16 protein-coding genes are annotated in these 15406 nt (G+C 25.4%); 3 read left to right on the top strand and 13 right to left on the bottom strand.

Translation table 11 applies throughout. The features are described from left to right. Positions 1-64: 64 nt before the first annotated feature. The 3 genes from CHF27_RS04295 to murJ all read right to left on the bottom strand — a co-directional run bounded on the left by CHF27_RS04295 (position 65) and on the right by murJ (position 3414). Positions 65-1084 carry an alpha/beta hydrolase family protein gene (locus CHF27_RS04295; RefSeq protein WP_095406088.1) on the bottom strand — a complete coding sequence of 340 codons (1020 nt, stop codon included), beginning with the start codon at positions 1082-1084 and terminating at the stop codon, positions 65-67. 155 nt (positions 1085-1239) lie between these two features. Continuing rightward, positions 1240-1713: a ferritin-like domain-containing protein gene (locus CHF27_RS04290; RefSeq protein ID WP_095406089.1), complete on the bottom strand. Its 474-nt coding sequence runs from the start codon at positions 1711-1713 to the stop codon at positions 1240-1242. A gap of 156 nt (positions 1714-1869) precedes the next feature. Further along, positions 1870-3414 carry a murein biosynthesis integral membrane protein MurJ gene (gene murJ, locus CHF27_RS04285; protein WP_095406090.1) on the bottom strand — a complete coding sequence of 515 codons (1545 nt, stop codon included), beginning with the start codon at positions 3412-3414 and terminating at the stop codon, positions 1870-1872. Positions 3415-3719: 305 nt separating this feature from the next. Here murJ and CHF27_RS04280 point away from each other — a divergent pair, with 305 nt between their 5' ends. Then, positions 3720-3932: a cold-shock protein gene (locus CHF27_RS04280; RefSeq protein ID WP_095406091.1), complete on the top strand. Its 213-nt coding sequence runs from the start codon at positions 3720-3722 to the stop codon at positions 3930-3932. A gap of 60 nt (positions 3933-3992) precedes the next feature. Here CHF27_RS04280 and CHF27_RS04275 read toward each other — a convergent pair whose 3' ends face one another. Beyond that, on the bottom strand, positions 3993-4403 hold the full coding sequence (locus CHF27_RS04275) for a hypothetical protein (protein WP_095406092.1): 411 nt from the start codon (positions 4401-4403) through the stop codon (positions 3993-3995). A 181-nt stretch (positions 4404-4584) separates the two neighbouring features. Here CHF27_RS04275 and CHF27_RS04270 point away from each other — a divergent pair, with 181 nt between their 5' ends. Then, entirely contained in the window at positions 4585-5190 is a 606-nt protein-coding gene (locus CHF27_RS04270) for a peptidylprolyl isomerase (protein ID WP_095406093.1), read from the top strand. A gap of 227 nt (positions 5191-5417) precedes the next feature. Here CHF27_RS04270 and CHF27_RS04265 read toward each other — a convergent pair whose 3' ends face one another. The 7 genes from CHF27_RS04265 to CHF27_RS04240 form a co-directional block, all read right to left on the bottom strand. Continuing rightward, the gene (locus CHF27_RS04265; RefSeq protein ID WP_095406094.1) at positions 5418-5639 is read right to left on the bottom strand and encodes a YdbC family protein; all 222 of its coding nucleotides are present in this window, start codon (positions 5637-5639) and stop codon (positions 5418-5420) included. A 151-nt stretch (positions 5640-5790) separates the two neighbouring features. Further along, the gene (locus CHF27_RS04260) at positions 5791-8925 is read right to left on the bottom strand and encodes a DEAD/DEAH box helicase (protein WP_095406095.1); all 3135 of its coding nucleotides are present in this window, start codon (positions 8923-8925) and stop codon (positions 5791-5793) included. Between the two features lie 117 nt (positions 8926-9042). Further along, a complete protein-coding gene (locus CHF27_RS04255; protein WP_199533607.1) occupies positions 9043-9705 on the bottom strand; it encodes a Bax inhibitor-1/YccA family protein in 663 nt (220 codons plus the stop codon). A gap of 352 nt (positions 9706-10057) precedes the next feature. Continuing rightward, complete coding sequence (locus CHF27_RS14570; protein WP_274541553.1) at positions 10058-10186, bottom strand: hypothetical protein; 129 nt, start codon at positions 10184-10186, stop codon at positions 10058-10060. Between the two features lie 142 nt (positions 10187-10328). Continuing rightward, complete coding sequence (locus tag CHF27_RS04250) at positions 10329-10871, bottom strand: DUF5105 domain-containing protein (RefSeq protein ID WP_158534724.1); 543 nt, start codon at positions 10869-10871, stop codon at positions 10329-10331. A 153-nt stretch (positions 10872-11024) separates the two neighbouring features. Further along, positions 11025-11387 (bottom strand): HIT family protein, encoded by a 363-nt coding sequence (locus CHF27_RS04245; protein ID WP_095406098.1) that lies wholly within the window; start codon positions 11385-11387, stop codon positions 11025-11027. 24 nt (positions 11388-11411) lie between these two features. Continuing rightward, the gene (locus tag CHF27_RS04240; RefSeq protein WP_243444941.1) at positions 11412-13961 is read right to left on the bottom strand and encodes a DEAD/DEAH box helicase family protein; all 2550 of its coding nucleotides are present in this window, start codon (positions 13959-13961) and stop codon (positions 11412-11414) included. A 124-nt stretch (positions 13962-14085) separates the two neighbouring features. On the opposite strand from CHF27_RS04240, the gene CHF27_RS04235 reads away from it, so the two are divergent. Beyond that, complete coding sequence (locus CHF27_RS04235) at positions 14086-14394, top strand: nucleoside triphosphate pyrophosphohydrolase (RefSeq protein ID WP_095406100.1); 309 nt, start codon at positions 14086-14088, stop codon at positions 14392-14394. A 275-nt stretch (positions 14395-14669) separates the two neighbouring features. On the opposite strand, the gene CHF27_RS04230 is transcribed toward CHF27_RS04235, so the two are convergent. Beyond that, complete coding sequence (locus CHF27_RS04230; RefSeq protein ID WP_095406101.1) at positions 14670-15086, bottom strand: hypothetical protein; 417 nt, start codon at positions 15084-15086, stop codon at positions 14670-14672. After that, entirely contained in the window at positions 15076-15336 is a 261-nt protein-coding gene (locus CHF27_RS04225; RefSeq protein ID WP_456300093.1) for a helix-turn-helix transcriptional regulator, read from the bottom strand. The genes CHF27_RS04230 and CHF27_RS04225 overlap by 11 nt, the downstream gene beginning before the upstream one ends. Positions 15337-15406 lie beyond the last annotated feature (70 nt).

The raw sequence follows: 15406 nt of genomic DNA, 5'->3' as shown, positions 1-15406 counted from the left end.
TCTCGAAATTATTATACGTTTGAGACAATTCCTTTTTCATACTTATCTATAAATATAAAGAATATTAATTTTCTTGTATCCAACTTGCTATATCATCAATAACTTCTTTTGATACATTTCCTTCTTTTGAGTACTCTTGTGGTGTAGCTTTTCCTTCACCTTTCATAAACACATGATTAAGATTTTTATAGCTTTTCATTGTTATATTTTTCTTGTTTTTCAAAGCTTCTTTCAATATATTATAGTCCTCTGTTGTTACTTGATAATCTCTTTCTCCTTGAAGAATTAATGTTGGTTTATTTATATTTTTCCCTTCTTTAATTTGATCATAATCATTTAAAGCCTTCCAATAATTTATTGGTAAACCTAATATTTCATTACTATCAGATTTTCCTGTTTTATAAAATTCTTTAATTTTATTTACTTGCTCTTTTACTTCTTTTATTTGATTATTTTTTTCTTTTTCATCTATTTTATCAGTATTATCAAGTATATACTTAGTTTGCTCTAATAGTATATCTTCCATTTTTCTAGCTGGTGGAGCCATCATGACAAAACCTGCTGAATTTTTATCTAAATTATTTATCATTGGTATAGCCATAGCTCCTTGGCTATGCCCTATTACATAAATTCTATTTTTATCTATATTCTCTGTGTTTTTCAATAAATTTATTGCAGATATAGCATCATCTACAGTTTCTTCTTTAAGAGTAAGTTTATCAACTTCTTTCATGACTTTTTCTTTTTGTGCAAAAGTTCTTTTATCATATCTTAATGTAGCTATTCCTTTTTCCTTAAGACCTTGTGCTATATCCTTAAAAGGCTTTAATGAACCTATTGTACAATCCATATCATTAGGTCCTGAACCATGAACTAAAACTACTACTGGATAGTCTTTATCATTTCCTGGCATTGTTAAAATTGCTGGCATTTCATATCCATCAGTCTTTATAATAATTTTCTTATCAAAATTACTTACTTCTTCTTTTCTCTCTTGTTCATTTACATTAGCCACCGTACTACTACAACCTAAAGATACACTCATCAATACCCCACTTAATAAAAATATTATAAATTTTCTCATTTACATCCCCCCATTTAAATATTTCTGTTATACATGAATTATAATAACTATTATTATATTTAACAACATCTATTTATTTAGAATATTTAAATTTTACCTAAAAATAGCTGTTTCAAAATCACAAATGTATTTTTGAAACAGCTTAATAATTATTATTACTTTTCTTTTCCTGTTATTATATTTGTATATATATAATTATATAAGTTAGCATGTCTTAGTTCATCTGAAAGTATATTAAATACTTTATCTCTATAATAAAGGCTAGGTAAACCATTCATTATTTCTCTATATTTTTTTACAGCTTCTAATTCTCCCATCATGGCATCTTCTATACCAATTCTAAAATTTACAGGTGCAATAAATTCTTCTTCTTCAATTTTCATTTCTTTTCCTGTTATTTGATAGTACATTTCCTTATACATTTTATTATGTCTTAGCTCATCATCTCTTATTGATTCTATAGTCTTTTTAATTTTATTAGATTGTCTTGATGAAAGATCTTCTATTGGTATATTATCTATTAACCACTGATAAAATTGAGAATCTTTTCTCTCAGACTCTATTGATTTACCTATAAGATCTATTGAATTTTTAAGTTGCACTGGATTTGGATATATCCAATTATACATAAAAAACATCCCCTTTTTTAATTCATTTCATTATATAATATGAATTTAGTAGATATTTGTGTCACTTTATATATTAATACAACAAAAAACACTAGCTTGAAATTTCATATTATCAAATCTAGTGTTTTTTTAAGTTATAGTTTATATGATATTATTTTATCTCTTTTTACTTTTTACTGTTTGCTTTACTTTTTCAATAATAAAATCTACTTCTTTTACTTTAAAAAGTATTATAACTATTCCATATGAAAGTGCTCCTACTAATACTGCTGTTCCTAGTTTTAATATTTCATATATAGAATTGTTACCTAAAATGCTCGATGTGAAATTATAAACTAGTAATGTTATAATCGCCATAATAATTGATGCCACCAAAGATTTTATTAAAACAATTATTATTGACATTCCTCCAAATGAACCTATCTTTTTTCTTAGACTAATAAATAATAATACTATTGTAACTAAAGCTGATATACTCGTAGCTAAAGCAAGTCCCGTATGAGCCATATATCTAACTAATATAAGATTTAGTATTATATTTAATACCATTGCTATAACACCATTTATCATAGGAGTTTTTGTATCTTGTAGTGAATAAAATACTCTTCCTAATATGTCTCTAAGACCAAATCCTATCATACCAATTGAATATGCTATAAGAGCTAATGCTGTCATATGAGTTGCTCTTGCATCAAATTCACCTCTTTGGAAAAGAGTCCTTACTATAGGATTTGCAAGTACTATAGCACCAGCAGATATAGGTATTATTATTAAAATCACAGTATTTATAGATTGTACTATAGATTTTTTGAATTTATTTTCATCTGTAGAAGATAATTTAGATAATAAAGGATATATAACAGAACCTATTGATATTATAAACATCCCCATAACAAATTGATTTAATTTAGTTGCATAATTTAAAGCTGATATACTACCTTCTACTAATGTAGATGCTAATGTTCTATCTACTATTGTATTTACCTGATTTACTGCAACGCCTACAAGTACTGGAGCTATAAGCAACACCATTTTTGTTAAGTGTTGATCTTTTACATTTATGTAAGGACTATATTGAAATCCATTTTTAATTGCAAAAGGCAATTGAAAAAGAAATTGAAATGATAATCCCAAAAGTGTTCCCCATGCTAATATATCCGGTCCAATCTTTAAACTTAAAAATATTGATACTACTATCATTAAGTTAAATGGAATACTCATAAGACCTGGAATAACGAAATTTTCTTTTACCTGTAAAAATGCTGTCATTATATAGCTTACTCCTAAAAATACCAATCCTAATATTAGTATTCTTGTAAAATACACGGCTATGCTTAATGTTTCTCCTTTAAATCCTACTGCAAACAATTTAACTATTGGCTCAGTAAATATAACTCCTATTACAGTTAATATAAGTGTTATAACAACAACTATATTAAGTATATTATTTGTAAATTTTAAAGATTCTTTTTTACCTAAATTTGAATCTATATCACAATATAGTGGTATAAACGCAGTACTTAATGCCGTACCTACTGCTAAAAATATTACATTCGGTATATTAAGTGCTACTAAGAATGCATCACTATAATTCGATGCTCCATAAGCTGAGGCTAACGCTAACTCTCTTCCAAATCCAAGAATTTTGGCAAATAAAGTTGCTAGCATTAGTCCAACTGCTGCTTTTGCTACTTTAGACATATTTTTTTCTCCTTAAATATTAAAATAACTAATTTTATGTTTTAATCGCTCTTTTTTCCACCATCAAATACTTTACCTTAAAACAGTATAATAAATCAATTGTTATTTGATTAAATTCACAATAATTTCATATAAGAACCTTTTATTATAAGATTTTATTACTAAATAATATATCCTAATTTAGAAAATAAATAGTATTTTTTTAATTAAAGTTTCCATTATAAAAAAATTTTTTACGTAAACAATATAATTAAGAATGCTTTTTATTCTTTATTAATTGACATCTTGAAAGGAGCTTTTTTAATATGGCTAGTTATACAGGTATTGTTAAATGGTTTGATAATGAAAGAGGATATGGTTTTATTTCAGGTAACGAAGGTAATGATGTTTATGTTCATCACTCTCAAGTTAAAGAAAAAGGTCATAACAAAGACTTACATGAAGGTCAAGAGGTAAATTTTGATGTAGCTGAAAATGAAAAAGGTACTTATGCTATAAATGTTCAAAAACTTCAATAATTAAATACATTAAAAAAACTGTCCCAAAATAAAATTTTGAGGCAGTTTTTATATCTTCAATTATTCACGTAAATTAGAAAGATCATATTTATTTAATCTTTTCTTTAATTTTTCTCCTTGTTCTTTATTTATTATATTATTATTAACTAATTCATCTACAGTACTTACTGCTAAAACCTTTTTTTCTCTATTGTATTTTTTTATTCTACCTTCAAGTTTTTCTGACTTCATTGAATTATTCATATACTCTTCAATATTTTTAATATCTTTATCTGTAAATTCTTCTTTTTTTCTCATTTCTTGTAAACTAGATTTCCATATAAATTTAGCTCTATTTATTTTTTGTTCTTCTAAGTTATACTTATAATCCATCATTGGCTCTTTTGCATTAGAAATACTTATATTACTACTAGCTATTATAACTATTGATAACAATATAAAAAAAATTTTACTTAGCTTTTTATTTTCCATTCTAAATCCTCCGATACCTAAATTTATTACTCATATTATGTGTATTTATACATAAAAAATTCTTCCACATAATATAATACCTAATCTATTATCTAGCTTTAAAATAAAATTATAAATTTTTAAAAATGTGTGATATAATAAGTCAATTAACTAACTAATTATTGTGAAAGGTGATACTTATATGTCTGGATTTTTAAAAAATTTATTTTCCAATTTAATTAAAGATGATAGTAATCAATATATAAATAATGAAATTAGAGTTGCCCCAAAAGAGATTCCAATTGCAACTATAATTGTAAAAAATTACGGAACTATAAAAGCAGAACTTTATCCTCATATAGCTCCTAATACTGTAAATAATTTTATAAATTTATCTAATAATGGATTTTATAATAATCTTACATTTCACAGAGTCATTAAAGACTTTGTATTGCAATATGGTTGTCCAAAAGGTAATGGAACAGGTGGACCTGGATATTGCATAAGAGGCGAATTTGAAAAAAACAAATTTAAAAATGATTTAAAACATACTGATGGTATTTTATCTATGGCTAGAAGCTTAAAACCTAATAGTGCAGGAAGTCAAATTTTTATAGTTACAAAGCCTGCTCCTCACCTAGATAAAAATTATGCAGCATTTGGAAAAGTTATAAAAGGAATGGATATTGTTAGAAATATAGAAAATGTAGCAACAAAACATAACGATATGCCTATTGATAAAATAATAATCGAGTCTATTATTGTAGATACTAAAGGTGTAGATTACCCTAATCCTAATAAAATGTAATATTAAAAGCTATATAACAATTATGTACTAATTTTTATATAGCTCTAATTTATCTGTAGTATATAAATTTAAATATCTTCCATACTATAAAAAGCACTATAATATCAATTATTATAATTATTAATTTCATTACTCAATCAACTCCATACTTTACTTCGTTAATTCATATGCGTAATAATTTTAATATATGCCTTTATTTTATATACTCTTATTTTGAACAATGTTCATTATAAATCTATTTTATTTAATAATTCTTTAAGAGCTTTTAGTTCTTCTGATGATAAAGTTATGCCTTTACCCATTTTTTCATGTTCTGGTGACCAGTCTCTTAAATCAAATTTTGCTTGTCTATTGTTCCAACTTATTAAGTTTAATTCTTTGGTCCATCCAGTGCTTGTTTGTGATATTGTTCCTAATTCTTCTACTATGTCATACTTGATTTCAGCCATATGTATAATCCTCTTTCTTTGTAGTATTTTCGTGATTAATAAATACATTATATAGTTATATTTCTGTAACTTCAATGATATTATTTTTTTTGTTATTTTAAATAACCATATTAAACAAAATTTATGTTACTATTTGATATTTTATAAAAATCTACAAGGCCTTCTCAGCTTGTTTGGCCACGTGTGCAGGTAATTTGTTTTTCAATCTCCATACTATGTTTATAGGTTTATTTCCCTCAAAACTTACAATATCAGCTTCTCCTAAATAAATATAAGGACAAGTAACATTATCTTCCTTATTATTTTCTCTAACAAACAATAATACATTATTATTTGTTTTTCTATGATTTATATATCTTTGGCCAGTAGGTGAATCTATACTTGTTTTTCCTTGACTTTGCCAATGAAAAAGTTCATCATTTATAGCATAATCCTCATACATTGTAGATGGAGAAAAATGCTTATCTACTTTATTTAACGTTATAAAAAATATGTCAGTCTTTTTATCTTCAATATATAAAACACCTTCTTGTGATGGGTACTTTTTAGTTAAAGTATTTTTACCAAATGCACATAATATTTGTTCCCTTGTATATGTAGAATGTACTTCAAGTGCAGTATCATAATTTAATTTATCTTTTAAAGGTATTATTTTAATGTTGTTTAAATTATATTTTAAAACTTCTAAGACTTCTTCGTATATTTCTTTATTTTTATATAATCTAACTAATATTTCTTTAGTACTGTTTATTCCTAAATCTGTTGGAACTTTATTATATAGTGTAAAATGAAGCATCAACAACATTTTTTCTTCTATTTCATTAAATTCATATTCATTATTAGAATCAAATTTTTCTAAAATGTCTATCCAAAAATTTAATAATCTTGGTGAATCTGAATGTATTAGTCTTAACATCCCACTGCTTAAAACTTTTTCATCTATACAGTCAAATTCTTCTGTTTGTTTTGCATTAATACAAAGCCTTTTAAATGTATTTTTAGTTTTGTATATATCTTTCAACGATACATCATATAGGTTTAAAAAATTAGTTAAATTTAATTTATTATCACTTTCAAATTCAAAACTCTTTATTTTATTTATGATAGTATTTTTATTGTTTATAAATGAATTTATATTCTTAAGTATATATTCTCTTGCTTGTTTTTCCATTTGAATATGACATCCTCTAGGAAGTGTTATAAATCCATTTTGTATTTCTTCTTTGAGAGCTTTTCCTTTTTTATTTGATATAGATGCAAACTTTTCATAGAAATTATAATTTTTATGAGCTTGTCCTATATAATCTAATACTGTTAAACATTCTTTATTTTCACTAAGTCTAAGTCCTCTACCTAATTGTTGTAAAAATACTGTTGTACTATCCGTTGGTCTTAAAAAAAGTATTGTATTTATTTCTGGTATATCTACTCCTTCATTGTACAAGTCTACTACAAATATAAATTTATACTCACCATTTATAAGCCCTAATCTAGCTTTATCTCTTTCTTGTTCACTACATTTAGAACTTATAGCCACAGAATTTATCCCCTTACTATTAAAGAACTTTGCCATAAATTCTGCATGTTCTATGCTTACACAAAATCCTAATCCTATTACTTCATTTAAATCTGTTATATAATCGTGTAAACTTGTTGTTATTAACTCTGCTCTTATTTTATTGTCTGTTATTAAATTTGATATTTGTTCTTTGTCGTATCCTCCTCTAGACCACTTTAAATTGCTTAAGTCTAGTTCATCACTTACACAAAAATATTGAAATGGAGATAATAATTTTCGATCTATTGCTTCTTTTAATCTCATTTGTGCTGATATTTTACCATCAAAATATTCTAAGACATCTTTACCATCCATTCTTTCAGGTGTTGCTGTTAGCCCTAATAGTATTTTAGGGTTGTAGTGATTCAATAGCTTTTGATATGTATTTGCACAGGCATGGTGAAATTCATCTACTATTATAAAGTCATAAAAATCACTACTCATAGTTTCATCAATTTTCTTTGAATTAAAAGTTTGAATTGTCATAAATACATGATTTATATTATCTGGAGTATAATTACCTGTATACAATCCACCAAAATTTCGATCTTTTAATATATTTCTAAAAGTTTTTAAACTTTGCTTTAGTATATCTTCTCTATGCGCTATGAATAATAATCTATTTATTTTTCCTTTATTACTTTTACAAAAATTCTTATAATCAAAAGCTGATATAACAGTTTTCCCCACACCAGTAGCTGCTACTAATAAGTTTTTATTATGATTTAATAGTTCTCTTTCTACCTTTAATTTTTCTAGTATTTCTCGTTGGTAATGATATGGTCTTATATCAAAATTCACTAAATCTTCATTTTCACATATTCCCTTATTATATTTAGCTTTATAAAGTTCTGTTTTTAATCTTTCACTCTCATCCTCTGTAAATAACTTAAATTCGTCATCATTAAAATAACTTTCAAAAGTTGCCTTAAATTTATTAACTATATTCTTAGAGTCCTTTTCGCTAACTTTCATGTTCCATTCAAGTCCACTAGTCATTGCAGCTTCTGACATATTAGATGAACCTATGTACGCTGTTGTAAAGCCTGTTTTTCTATAAAACATATAGCTCTTTGCATGTAATCTGGTTCTTTCTGTGTCATAAGATATTTTAACTTGTGTGTTTGGTAGTTCTGAGAGAAACTTGATTGCCTTAAAATCACTAGCTCCCATATAAGATGTCGTTATTATCCTTAATTGTTTTGTTTTTGTGTGTTGTATTAATTCATCTTTTATAAGCCTAAGACCTGTCCATTTTATAAATGATACTAATATTTCTATGCTGTCACTACTTGCTATTTCTCTTTTAAGTTCACTAACTAAGTCTGGTTCGTGATTTGAGTTTGTAAATAAAAAGCTTTGTGAAATTGGTGTTATTGGTCTTATGTTGTTTTTGTTTAATTTCGAATTGTCTTTTTTATTTTCTATTGATAGTAGTATTTGTGCTTCTTTGTGTATGCTATTTTCTTTTATTTCTTCATCTTCTGTTTCTTTTGATAAGTAATTTATTATTTTATTACATATATTTATTTGGTCGTTTAGGTCTTTGTTTTTTATTAAGTTTAGACTTTTTTTAGTTACTTCTTCTATGTATTTTGATAATATTATTTTTGCTTCTTCTTTTTGTATTATTTCTTTTTCTATATTTATATTTTCTTTGTTTTTTTGTATGTCTGAATTTATTTTTTCTGATATTATTTGTTCATATATCCCCTGATTTAATTTCATTTTATTACTCCTTTTAGACACTATATGTATATGCAAAAGGGTTATCTCAAAATCTAATTATTTTTAAGATAACCACTTTATATGATATCATTTTTTCTTGTTAATATATCAAGCTAATTATCTAAAATTATCAGCTATATTTAATAAATCTAAAAATATATTTATAAAATCTAAATAAAGATTTAACACGTGTATAGATAACTGGTTTTTTTCTTTTAATTGTCCTAAATTTTCCTTATGTTTTATTAAGCTTATATCGAACAATACATAACCCGAAAAAATTATAACTCCTACTATACTTAATAATATACTTATTGTTTGAGATCCTATAAATATATTTATTATTGTAAGTATGAATAAGATAAATAGAGATATAAGTAGTGTTAGACCTAAATTTAAATAATGTCCAGCTGGCTTTTTACTAGATATAAAAGCAAGTATTCCAAATAACGCAATAGTACTTACTAATATATTTATTACTATTGTTGGTCCTAAATCTTGTATATACATATTAAGTATAGGATAGAAAGCTATTCCATCTATAAATGTAAATAAATATACAAAGTTCATTGAAAAACTTCCTGGCAATTTACCTTTTCTTGATATTAATGATAATACAAGCATTACTATTACTAATATGATTACTATGATATTTGCTAATCCTGCTATATATTCTGGAACAAATTTCATTCCTATTGCAAATCCTATGAACATGAATAGTATTGATATTGCTAGATATTTAAATATTTCTGATATTGGATTTGAAACTTTTGTGCTCATTTTATTGATGCCCCCCTTTTTGTTGATATTTTCTTTTTAGTATTATAACATAAATTTACAATTTATAAAAAATATATAGATATCTTAATAAAAATAATATTGTATTATATTTGTATTTGTGATGTTAGGAATTTTTCAAGTTCATTTATTATTTTTATTATCAAATCCTTCAAAACAGGAGTATACTCCTTATTTTATTACATTTCTAATACTTTATAAATTCAACGAATTTTAAATACAATAAAAAAATTTGGGCAATTAATCACCCAAACTTTTTATATTTAGTTTCAAAATAGTCAGTTGTTATAACTACACTTTCTGTTCCATCTTCATATGGCATTAACTTAACTTTTTACTTAGCCTTTGGTGCAAATTTATATAATGATATATAATCATCTGCTATATTTTTTAACTCTTTATCTTTTATTCCTTCTTTATTTTTATCTAAAATATTTAATTCCTCTTTTAGTATCTTTGTCATCTCTTTTGCATATTTTTGATCTGTGTATGTAGTATCCTTTTGGACTTTTTTATCACACCCAACTGCCCCTAGAGATAATGCTATTAATAATAATTACCCTCTTTTTAACTTTATTCTAACTAAAATTTTGTTCTAACTAAGTTTAACTTTCACTACTTTTATCATTGAAAATTTCTTCATTAACTCCTAAAATTAGGCTAGCCAAACTCTTCTTATTATCTATTTCCCAATTACCATCTACTTTAACTAAATCAATAGTACCCTTTCTTGTAGATATTTGTGCTTCTTTTATTTTTTCTATTAACATATTACTTATGGCTTCTTCACTTAATTCTTCTCCACTAAATGCTTGGCTTATGTTTTCTTTAAATACCTCGCCTAATATTTTTCCCAAATTTATACTTCTTAATTCTACCTCTACCTGAGCTTTATCTTTGTCTATTTTTTCAGACAATACTTTACCTTGCACTTTAGAAAATTTATTAATTAATTCATCTTGAATTTCTTTAGATAGTTTTTCTGTATTTTTGTCATTGCTTATTGTATTTTTTAAATAATCTTGCATTTGTGGTTTAATATCTTTGAAGAAGTTATTTACAACACTTGTTGGAGTATTTGTGGTGCATGCTACTAATGAAATCGAAGATATAATTACAGTTAATAAATAAATAATTTTATTTTTCATTTTTTCCCCCTTATAATGAACTTTTTTGCATATCAGCATTTTTTATATTTGATATAACAATAGTATCATGATATCATATTTCTACGGCAAAATATGTCAAAATATTCATTTTTAGGTAAAATCAATTTATATTTAGTAAAAAATAGAGCTTATTTAATACTTCATCTTTTTAGGGATAACACCTCTTACTCCGCCCTTAGGATTTTTTAAGTCCCCAGTATATCTAGGTATCAAATGAACATGAACATGCATAACAGTTTGTCCTGAAACTTCTCCACAGTTAACTCCAACATTGTATCCATCTGGTAGATACTTTTCATCAAGCAATTTTTTACCTTCATCTATAAGATTAAACATAGCTTCTCTTTCTTCCTTAGTTATATCAAAAAAATCCTTTACGTGCTTTTTAGGAATAAAAAGCATATGCCCTTTATTCACTGGAAACTTATCAAATATAGCAAATGCTAATTCATTTTCTAATACATAATCTTTCATATCACAAAATATACAGCTCATAAATATTCTCCTTTAAATACGTCTTTATAATCCTTTTTTATTTTCAAATCTATTTTTATAATATTCCTTAGTTCTAAAATCTATAGAATCTTTAACATTTTCAACAAATGCCTTACTATTTAAACACTCACCTAGTTTTTCATTTAAACAAACATATTCTTCATTTAAATTAAAATACTCACTACTACTTTTACATAAAAAATGAACAGGATTTTTTCTAGCTAAATTAACATATTCTTTTTCTCCCCAATTTTTAAAATTTGAAGTAGATTTGTCTTTTAACATATCAACTTTATTAGATCCTTTGCTATAAAACTCTTCAAAAGATTTATATAGATCTTTGTCATTTATTTTAAGCTTTATATTTCCATTGTTATAAAAAGCTAAAAGTACTGGTATTTTATAAGTTTTACTCATGCTTGTGTTTTCTATGAAGCTTATAAAATCATATGCAAATGTATCTTTTAAACTTAATTCATCTATATTAAGTTCATTAATACTATCTAAAAACTTCATATAATCTTTAAATACATTTAACTTAGGCTTCTTTTTTATATTATTATACAAATCATCATCTATATAAGTAAAAAACTCTACTCTCGAAGGTCTATGTCCCAAGTCTTCTTTTACTTTATAAAATTCTTCTACTATCATATCTTTTATCTTTTGACTTGCTTTTCTCATTTTTTCAAATATATCTACAAGTCTAAAATCAAAGTCTATAAAACAATCTTCTGGGTATAATTCTTCTTGTTGAGTAATTTGACTTTTGTTTATTGTTTTACTTTCTCCTGTTAATAAATAAGGTACTAAGTTTGCTTTTTTATAATTTCCTATAAAATCTAACACATTTAAATATTTTTTATTCTTATCTTTTCTCAATCCTCTACCTAATTGTTGTAAAAATATAGTTGGAGATTCTGTTGGTCTTAAAAACATTACCATATCTATGCTTTTTACGTCTAATCCCTCGTTGAACATATCTACTGAAAATATTACTTGTAGATCTTTCTCTCTTAATTTTTTTAGTGCTATGTTTCTATCCTCGTTATACTGACCTTCATTTCCACTATAAACAGCACAAGATTTTACTCCATTTTCATTAAAGTACTTTGCCATAAACTCTGCATGATATTTACTGCCACAAAATCCCAATGCTCTGGTTGATTTATATTTTTTATAATGTTTAAATACTAAATTTGCTCTATTGTTTATGCTTAATGCTTTTTCTAATTGTTTTTTATTATATTTTCCATTTTTATATTCAACCTCATCATAATTTACACTTTCATCATAAATTCCATAATATCTAAAAGGAACTAGCCACCCTTTGTCTATCGCAGTTTTTAATGTAGCTTCGTATACAATGTTGTAATCGCATACACTAAATACATCTTTGTTGTCTAATCTATCTGGAGTTGCCGTTAGTCCCAGCATAAACTTAGGTTTGAAATAATCTATTATGTTTTGATAGTTTTTAGATACTGCATGATGAAATTCGTCTACTATTATATAATCGAAATAATCTTTTGGAAAATATACTTCGTTTAAATATTCTTTTTTACCTAAACTTTGAACTGATGCAAATATTATATCTTTATCAGTATCTTTTGTTGAATTCATAAAAAATCCCATGTTATATTGATTGTTTTCTTGATTACTTTCGAACTCTTTATTTTCTAAATCCTTTGTATATATATCTTGATTATCTGCCACTATGTCTTGATTTATATTAGTGTTATGTAATAGTTTATCTTTTCTAACATTTTTAAAACTTTCAAAAGCTTGTTTTAATATTTCTTCTCTATGTGCTACAAATAAGATTCTATTATAATTTCTGCTATCAAATGCTGCTAAGTAAGTTTTTCCAATACCTGTTGCTGCTACAACTAGCCCCTTATCATTTCCATCTTCCCTTGTATTTTTCAATTGATATAGAGCTTCTATTTGTGCTCCTCTTGGTTCAAATATATCTATAACGTTTGTATCGTTGTTTTCATTATAAACATAGTTTATTTCTTCTTTTGATGTATTTATGCTTGAATATATTTTAGGTCTTTTCCATGTTTTTGAGTATCTTTCTAATTCTTCATCATTGACTATTATTGATTCATTGTTAAATAATTCTTCAAACATAGATTTATAGTATTTAAAGTCATCTGTGTTTTCATTTTTATCTATTCTATAATTCCACTCTAGCCCACTTGTCCAAGCTGACTTTGATAAGTTAGAAGATCCTATAAATATTTCTCCTCCGTTGTCATATTCAAATATATATGCTTTAGGGTGAAAACTTCTTTTTGTGTCATTATAAAATCTTAAATCTAATTTATCTCCTAGTATATCTTTTATTAAATATAATGCTGATGGTTGTGTTATGTTTAAATAATTTCCTGTAAGTATTCTTATGGGTATATTTTTATCTTTTATCGCTTTTAAATCTTCTTGTATTAATTTTACCCCTGATTCCATTAGAAAGGAAACTATTATATCTATTGATTTTGCTGTGTGTATGCTTTGTTGTATGTGCTTATATAAATGGTCATTGTGGCCTGTTATACAGTTTAAATTCATCTCTATTCCCTTTCCTTTTACCACATTATAGTTATTTGTTTTATTATTATATTTTATCATGTTTTGACAAAGGTTTTAGATGGATTTATAATTTTAGGTATGATTTTATTTTGGAGGTAGTTTTATGAAGGTTTATGATAAGTTAGTTAGGGATAGAATTCCTGAGATTATAGAGGCTAGTGGCAATAAATGTAGTGTTGAGGTTGTTGGTGATGATGTGGCTTTGAAGTATCTTTATAAGAAGCTTGATGAGGAAGTTGGCGAGCTTTTGGCTGATAGAAATTTGGATGAGATTTGTGATGTTATGGAGGTTTTGTTTGCTATTGCTGGTAAATATGGGTATAGCGATGATGAAGTTCTTACTATGAGATGTGAGAAGAGATGTGATAGGGGTGGATTTGAAAATAATATTATTTTGAAGAATACTTATTAGGTAAATTTAATTTGTCAAATTAAATACTAAGCGTATGTAGATAAATTTGTTTTTACACAAGTCTATTTACATACTCTATTTTATTATACAAATGATGTTTAACAAATTTTGTCTAACTAAAAAAATAAAGACAGATTTCTCTGCCTTATAATCTAATTCATTTCATAAGAATTTATTATATGTTTTTGAATTTCTTCAAACTGCTTTATATCTCCACAATAATGCTTTTTTAAGTTAACATTACAAATTTCTATATGCTAATACCCTATTCTATTTTAATTATTTTTTTCATAATAACTATCACAAGCAATTAAAATAATGAACATTAAACATATTACAAAGCAAAGAGTGATTGCAACAATTAAAAATAAGTCAATCTTAAAAATAGAGTATATTAATAAAAAAGACATCATTAAGACAAGACATATTAAATTTGTAATTTTTAAAGCTGTATGTCCACTTTTCATTGCATTAAGTAATTCTCTTTCATCTGCATAGTCTTTTATTTCTTCTTCTATTCCTTTCGTTGAAAAAGCCCAATAAAAATATAAACTACTTATTAATAACATTAAAATTGTACTAACAACTAATCTTTGATTATATCCATTAATGATTATTGCTCCTATGCATATCATTGTTAAAACTAAGAAAAGTATTGCATTTACAAAGCTTCTTTTTCCTTTAATCTTCACTACTATCATCCTCCAATTTTTTATTTTCTTCTAAACAATATATTTCTTCAATCGTAGTCCCAAAAAGAAGTGCAATTTTATAAGCTAACATTATTGATGGATTGTATTTACCTTGCTCCAACGAAATAATAGTTCTCGATGAAACATGGACTGCATCTGCTAATTCCTGTTGTGTCATTTTATTTTGTTTTCGGTATTCTCGTACTTTATTTTTCAATATATCACCTCCAAAATATGAAGTTAACTTCACATGAAGTATACTTCATATTTTAGTGCAATATCTAATTTTTGTAAAGCATAAAAATAGCAGACTATATTTC

The sequence above is a fragment of the Romboutsia maritimum genome (genome assembly GCF_002251085.2).
Lineage (GTDB): Bacteria > Bacillota > Clostridia > Peptostreptococcales > Peptostreptococcaceae > Romboutsia_B > Romboutsia_B maritimum.
Note: the sequence above shows the minus strand (reverse complement) of the source record. Positions and strands in the feature narration are given on the sequence as shown.

What these genes read in the sequence shown, in the direction of transcription:
- CHF27_RS04295 (WP_095406088.1), bottom strand. Translation starts at nt 1,084, where the DNA reads ATGAGAAAATTTATAATATTTTTATTAAGTGGGGTATTGATGAGTGTA.
- CHF27_RS04290 (WP_095406089.1), bottom strand. Translation starts at nt 1,713, where the DNA reads ATGTATAATTGGATATATCCAAATCCAGTGCAACTTAAAAATTCAATA.
- murJ (WP_095406090.1), bottom strand. Translation starts at nt 3,414, where the DNA reads ATGTCTAAAGTAGCAAAAGCAGCAGTTGGACTAATGCTAGCAACTTTA.
- CHF27_RS04280 (WP_095406091.1), top strand. Translation starts at nt 3,720, where the DNA reads ATGGCTAGTTATACAGGTATTGTTAAATGGTTTGATAATGAAAGAGGA.
- CHF27_RS04275 (WP_095406092.1), bottom strand. Translation starts at nt 4,403, where the DNA reads ATGGAAAATAAAAAGCTAAGTAAAATTTTTTTTATATTGTTATCAATA.
- CHF27_RS04270 (WP_095406093.1), top strand. Translation starts at nt 4,585, where the DNA reads ATGTCTGGATTTTTAAAAAATTTATTTTCCAATTTAATTAAAGATGAT.
- CHF27_RS04265 (WP_095406094.1), bottom strand. Translation starts at nt 5,639, where the DNA reads ATGGCTGAAATCAAGTATGACATAGTAGAAGAATTAGGAACAATATCA.
- CHF27_RS04260 (WP_095406095.1), bottom strand. Translation starts at nt 8,925, where the DNA reads ATGAAATTAAATCAGGGGATATATGAACAAATAATATCAGAAAAAATA.
- CHF27_RS04255 (WP_199533607.1), bottom strand. Translation starts at nt 9,705, where the DNA reads ATGAGCACAAAAGTTTCAAATCCAATATCAGAAATATTTAAATATCTA.
- CHF27_RS14570 (WP_274541553.1), bottom strand. Translation starts at nt 10,186, where the DNA reads ATGACAAAGATACTAAAAGAGGAATTAAATATTTTAGATAAAAATAAA.
- CHF27_RS04250 (WP_158534724.1), bottom strand. Translation starts at nt 10,871, where the DNA reads ATGAAAAATAAAATTATTTATTTATTAACTGTAATTATATCTTCGATT.
- CHF27_RS04245 (WP_095406098.1), bottom strand. Translation starts at nt 11,387, where the DNA reads ATGAGCTGTATATTTTGTGATATGAAAGATTATGTATTAGAAAATGAA.
- CHF27_RS04240 (WP_243444941.1), bottom strand. Translation starts at nt 13,961, where the DNA reads ATGAATTTAAACTGTATAACAGGCCACAATGACCATTTATATAAGCAC.
- CHF27_RS04235 (WP_095406100.1), top strand. Translation starts at nt 14,086, where the DNA reads ATGAAGGTTTATGATAAGTTAGTTAGGGATAGAATTCCTGAGATTATA.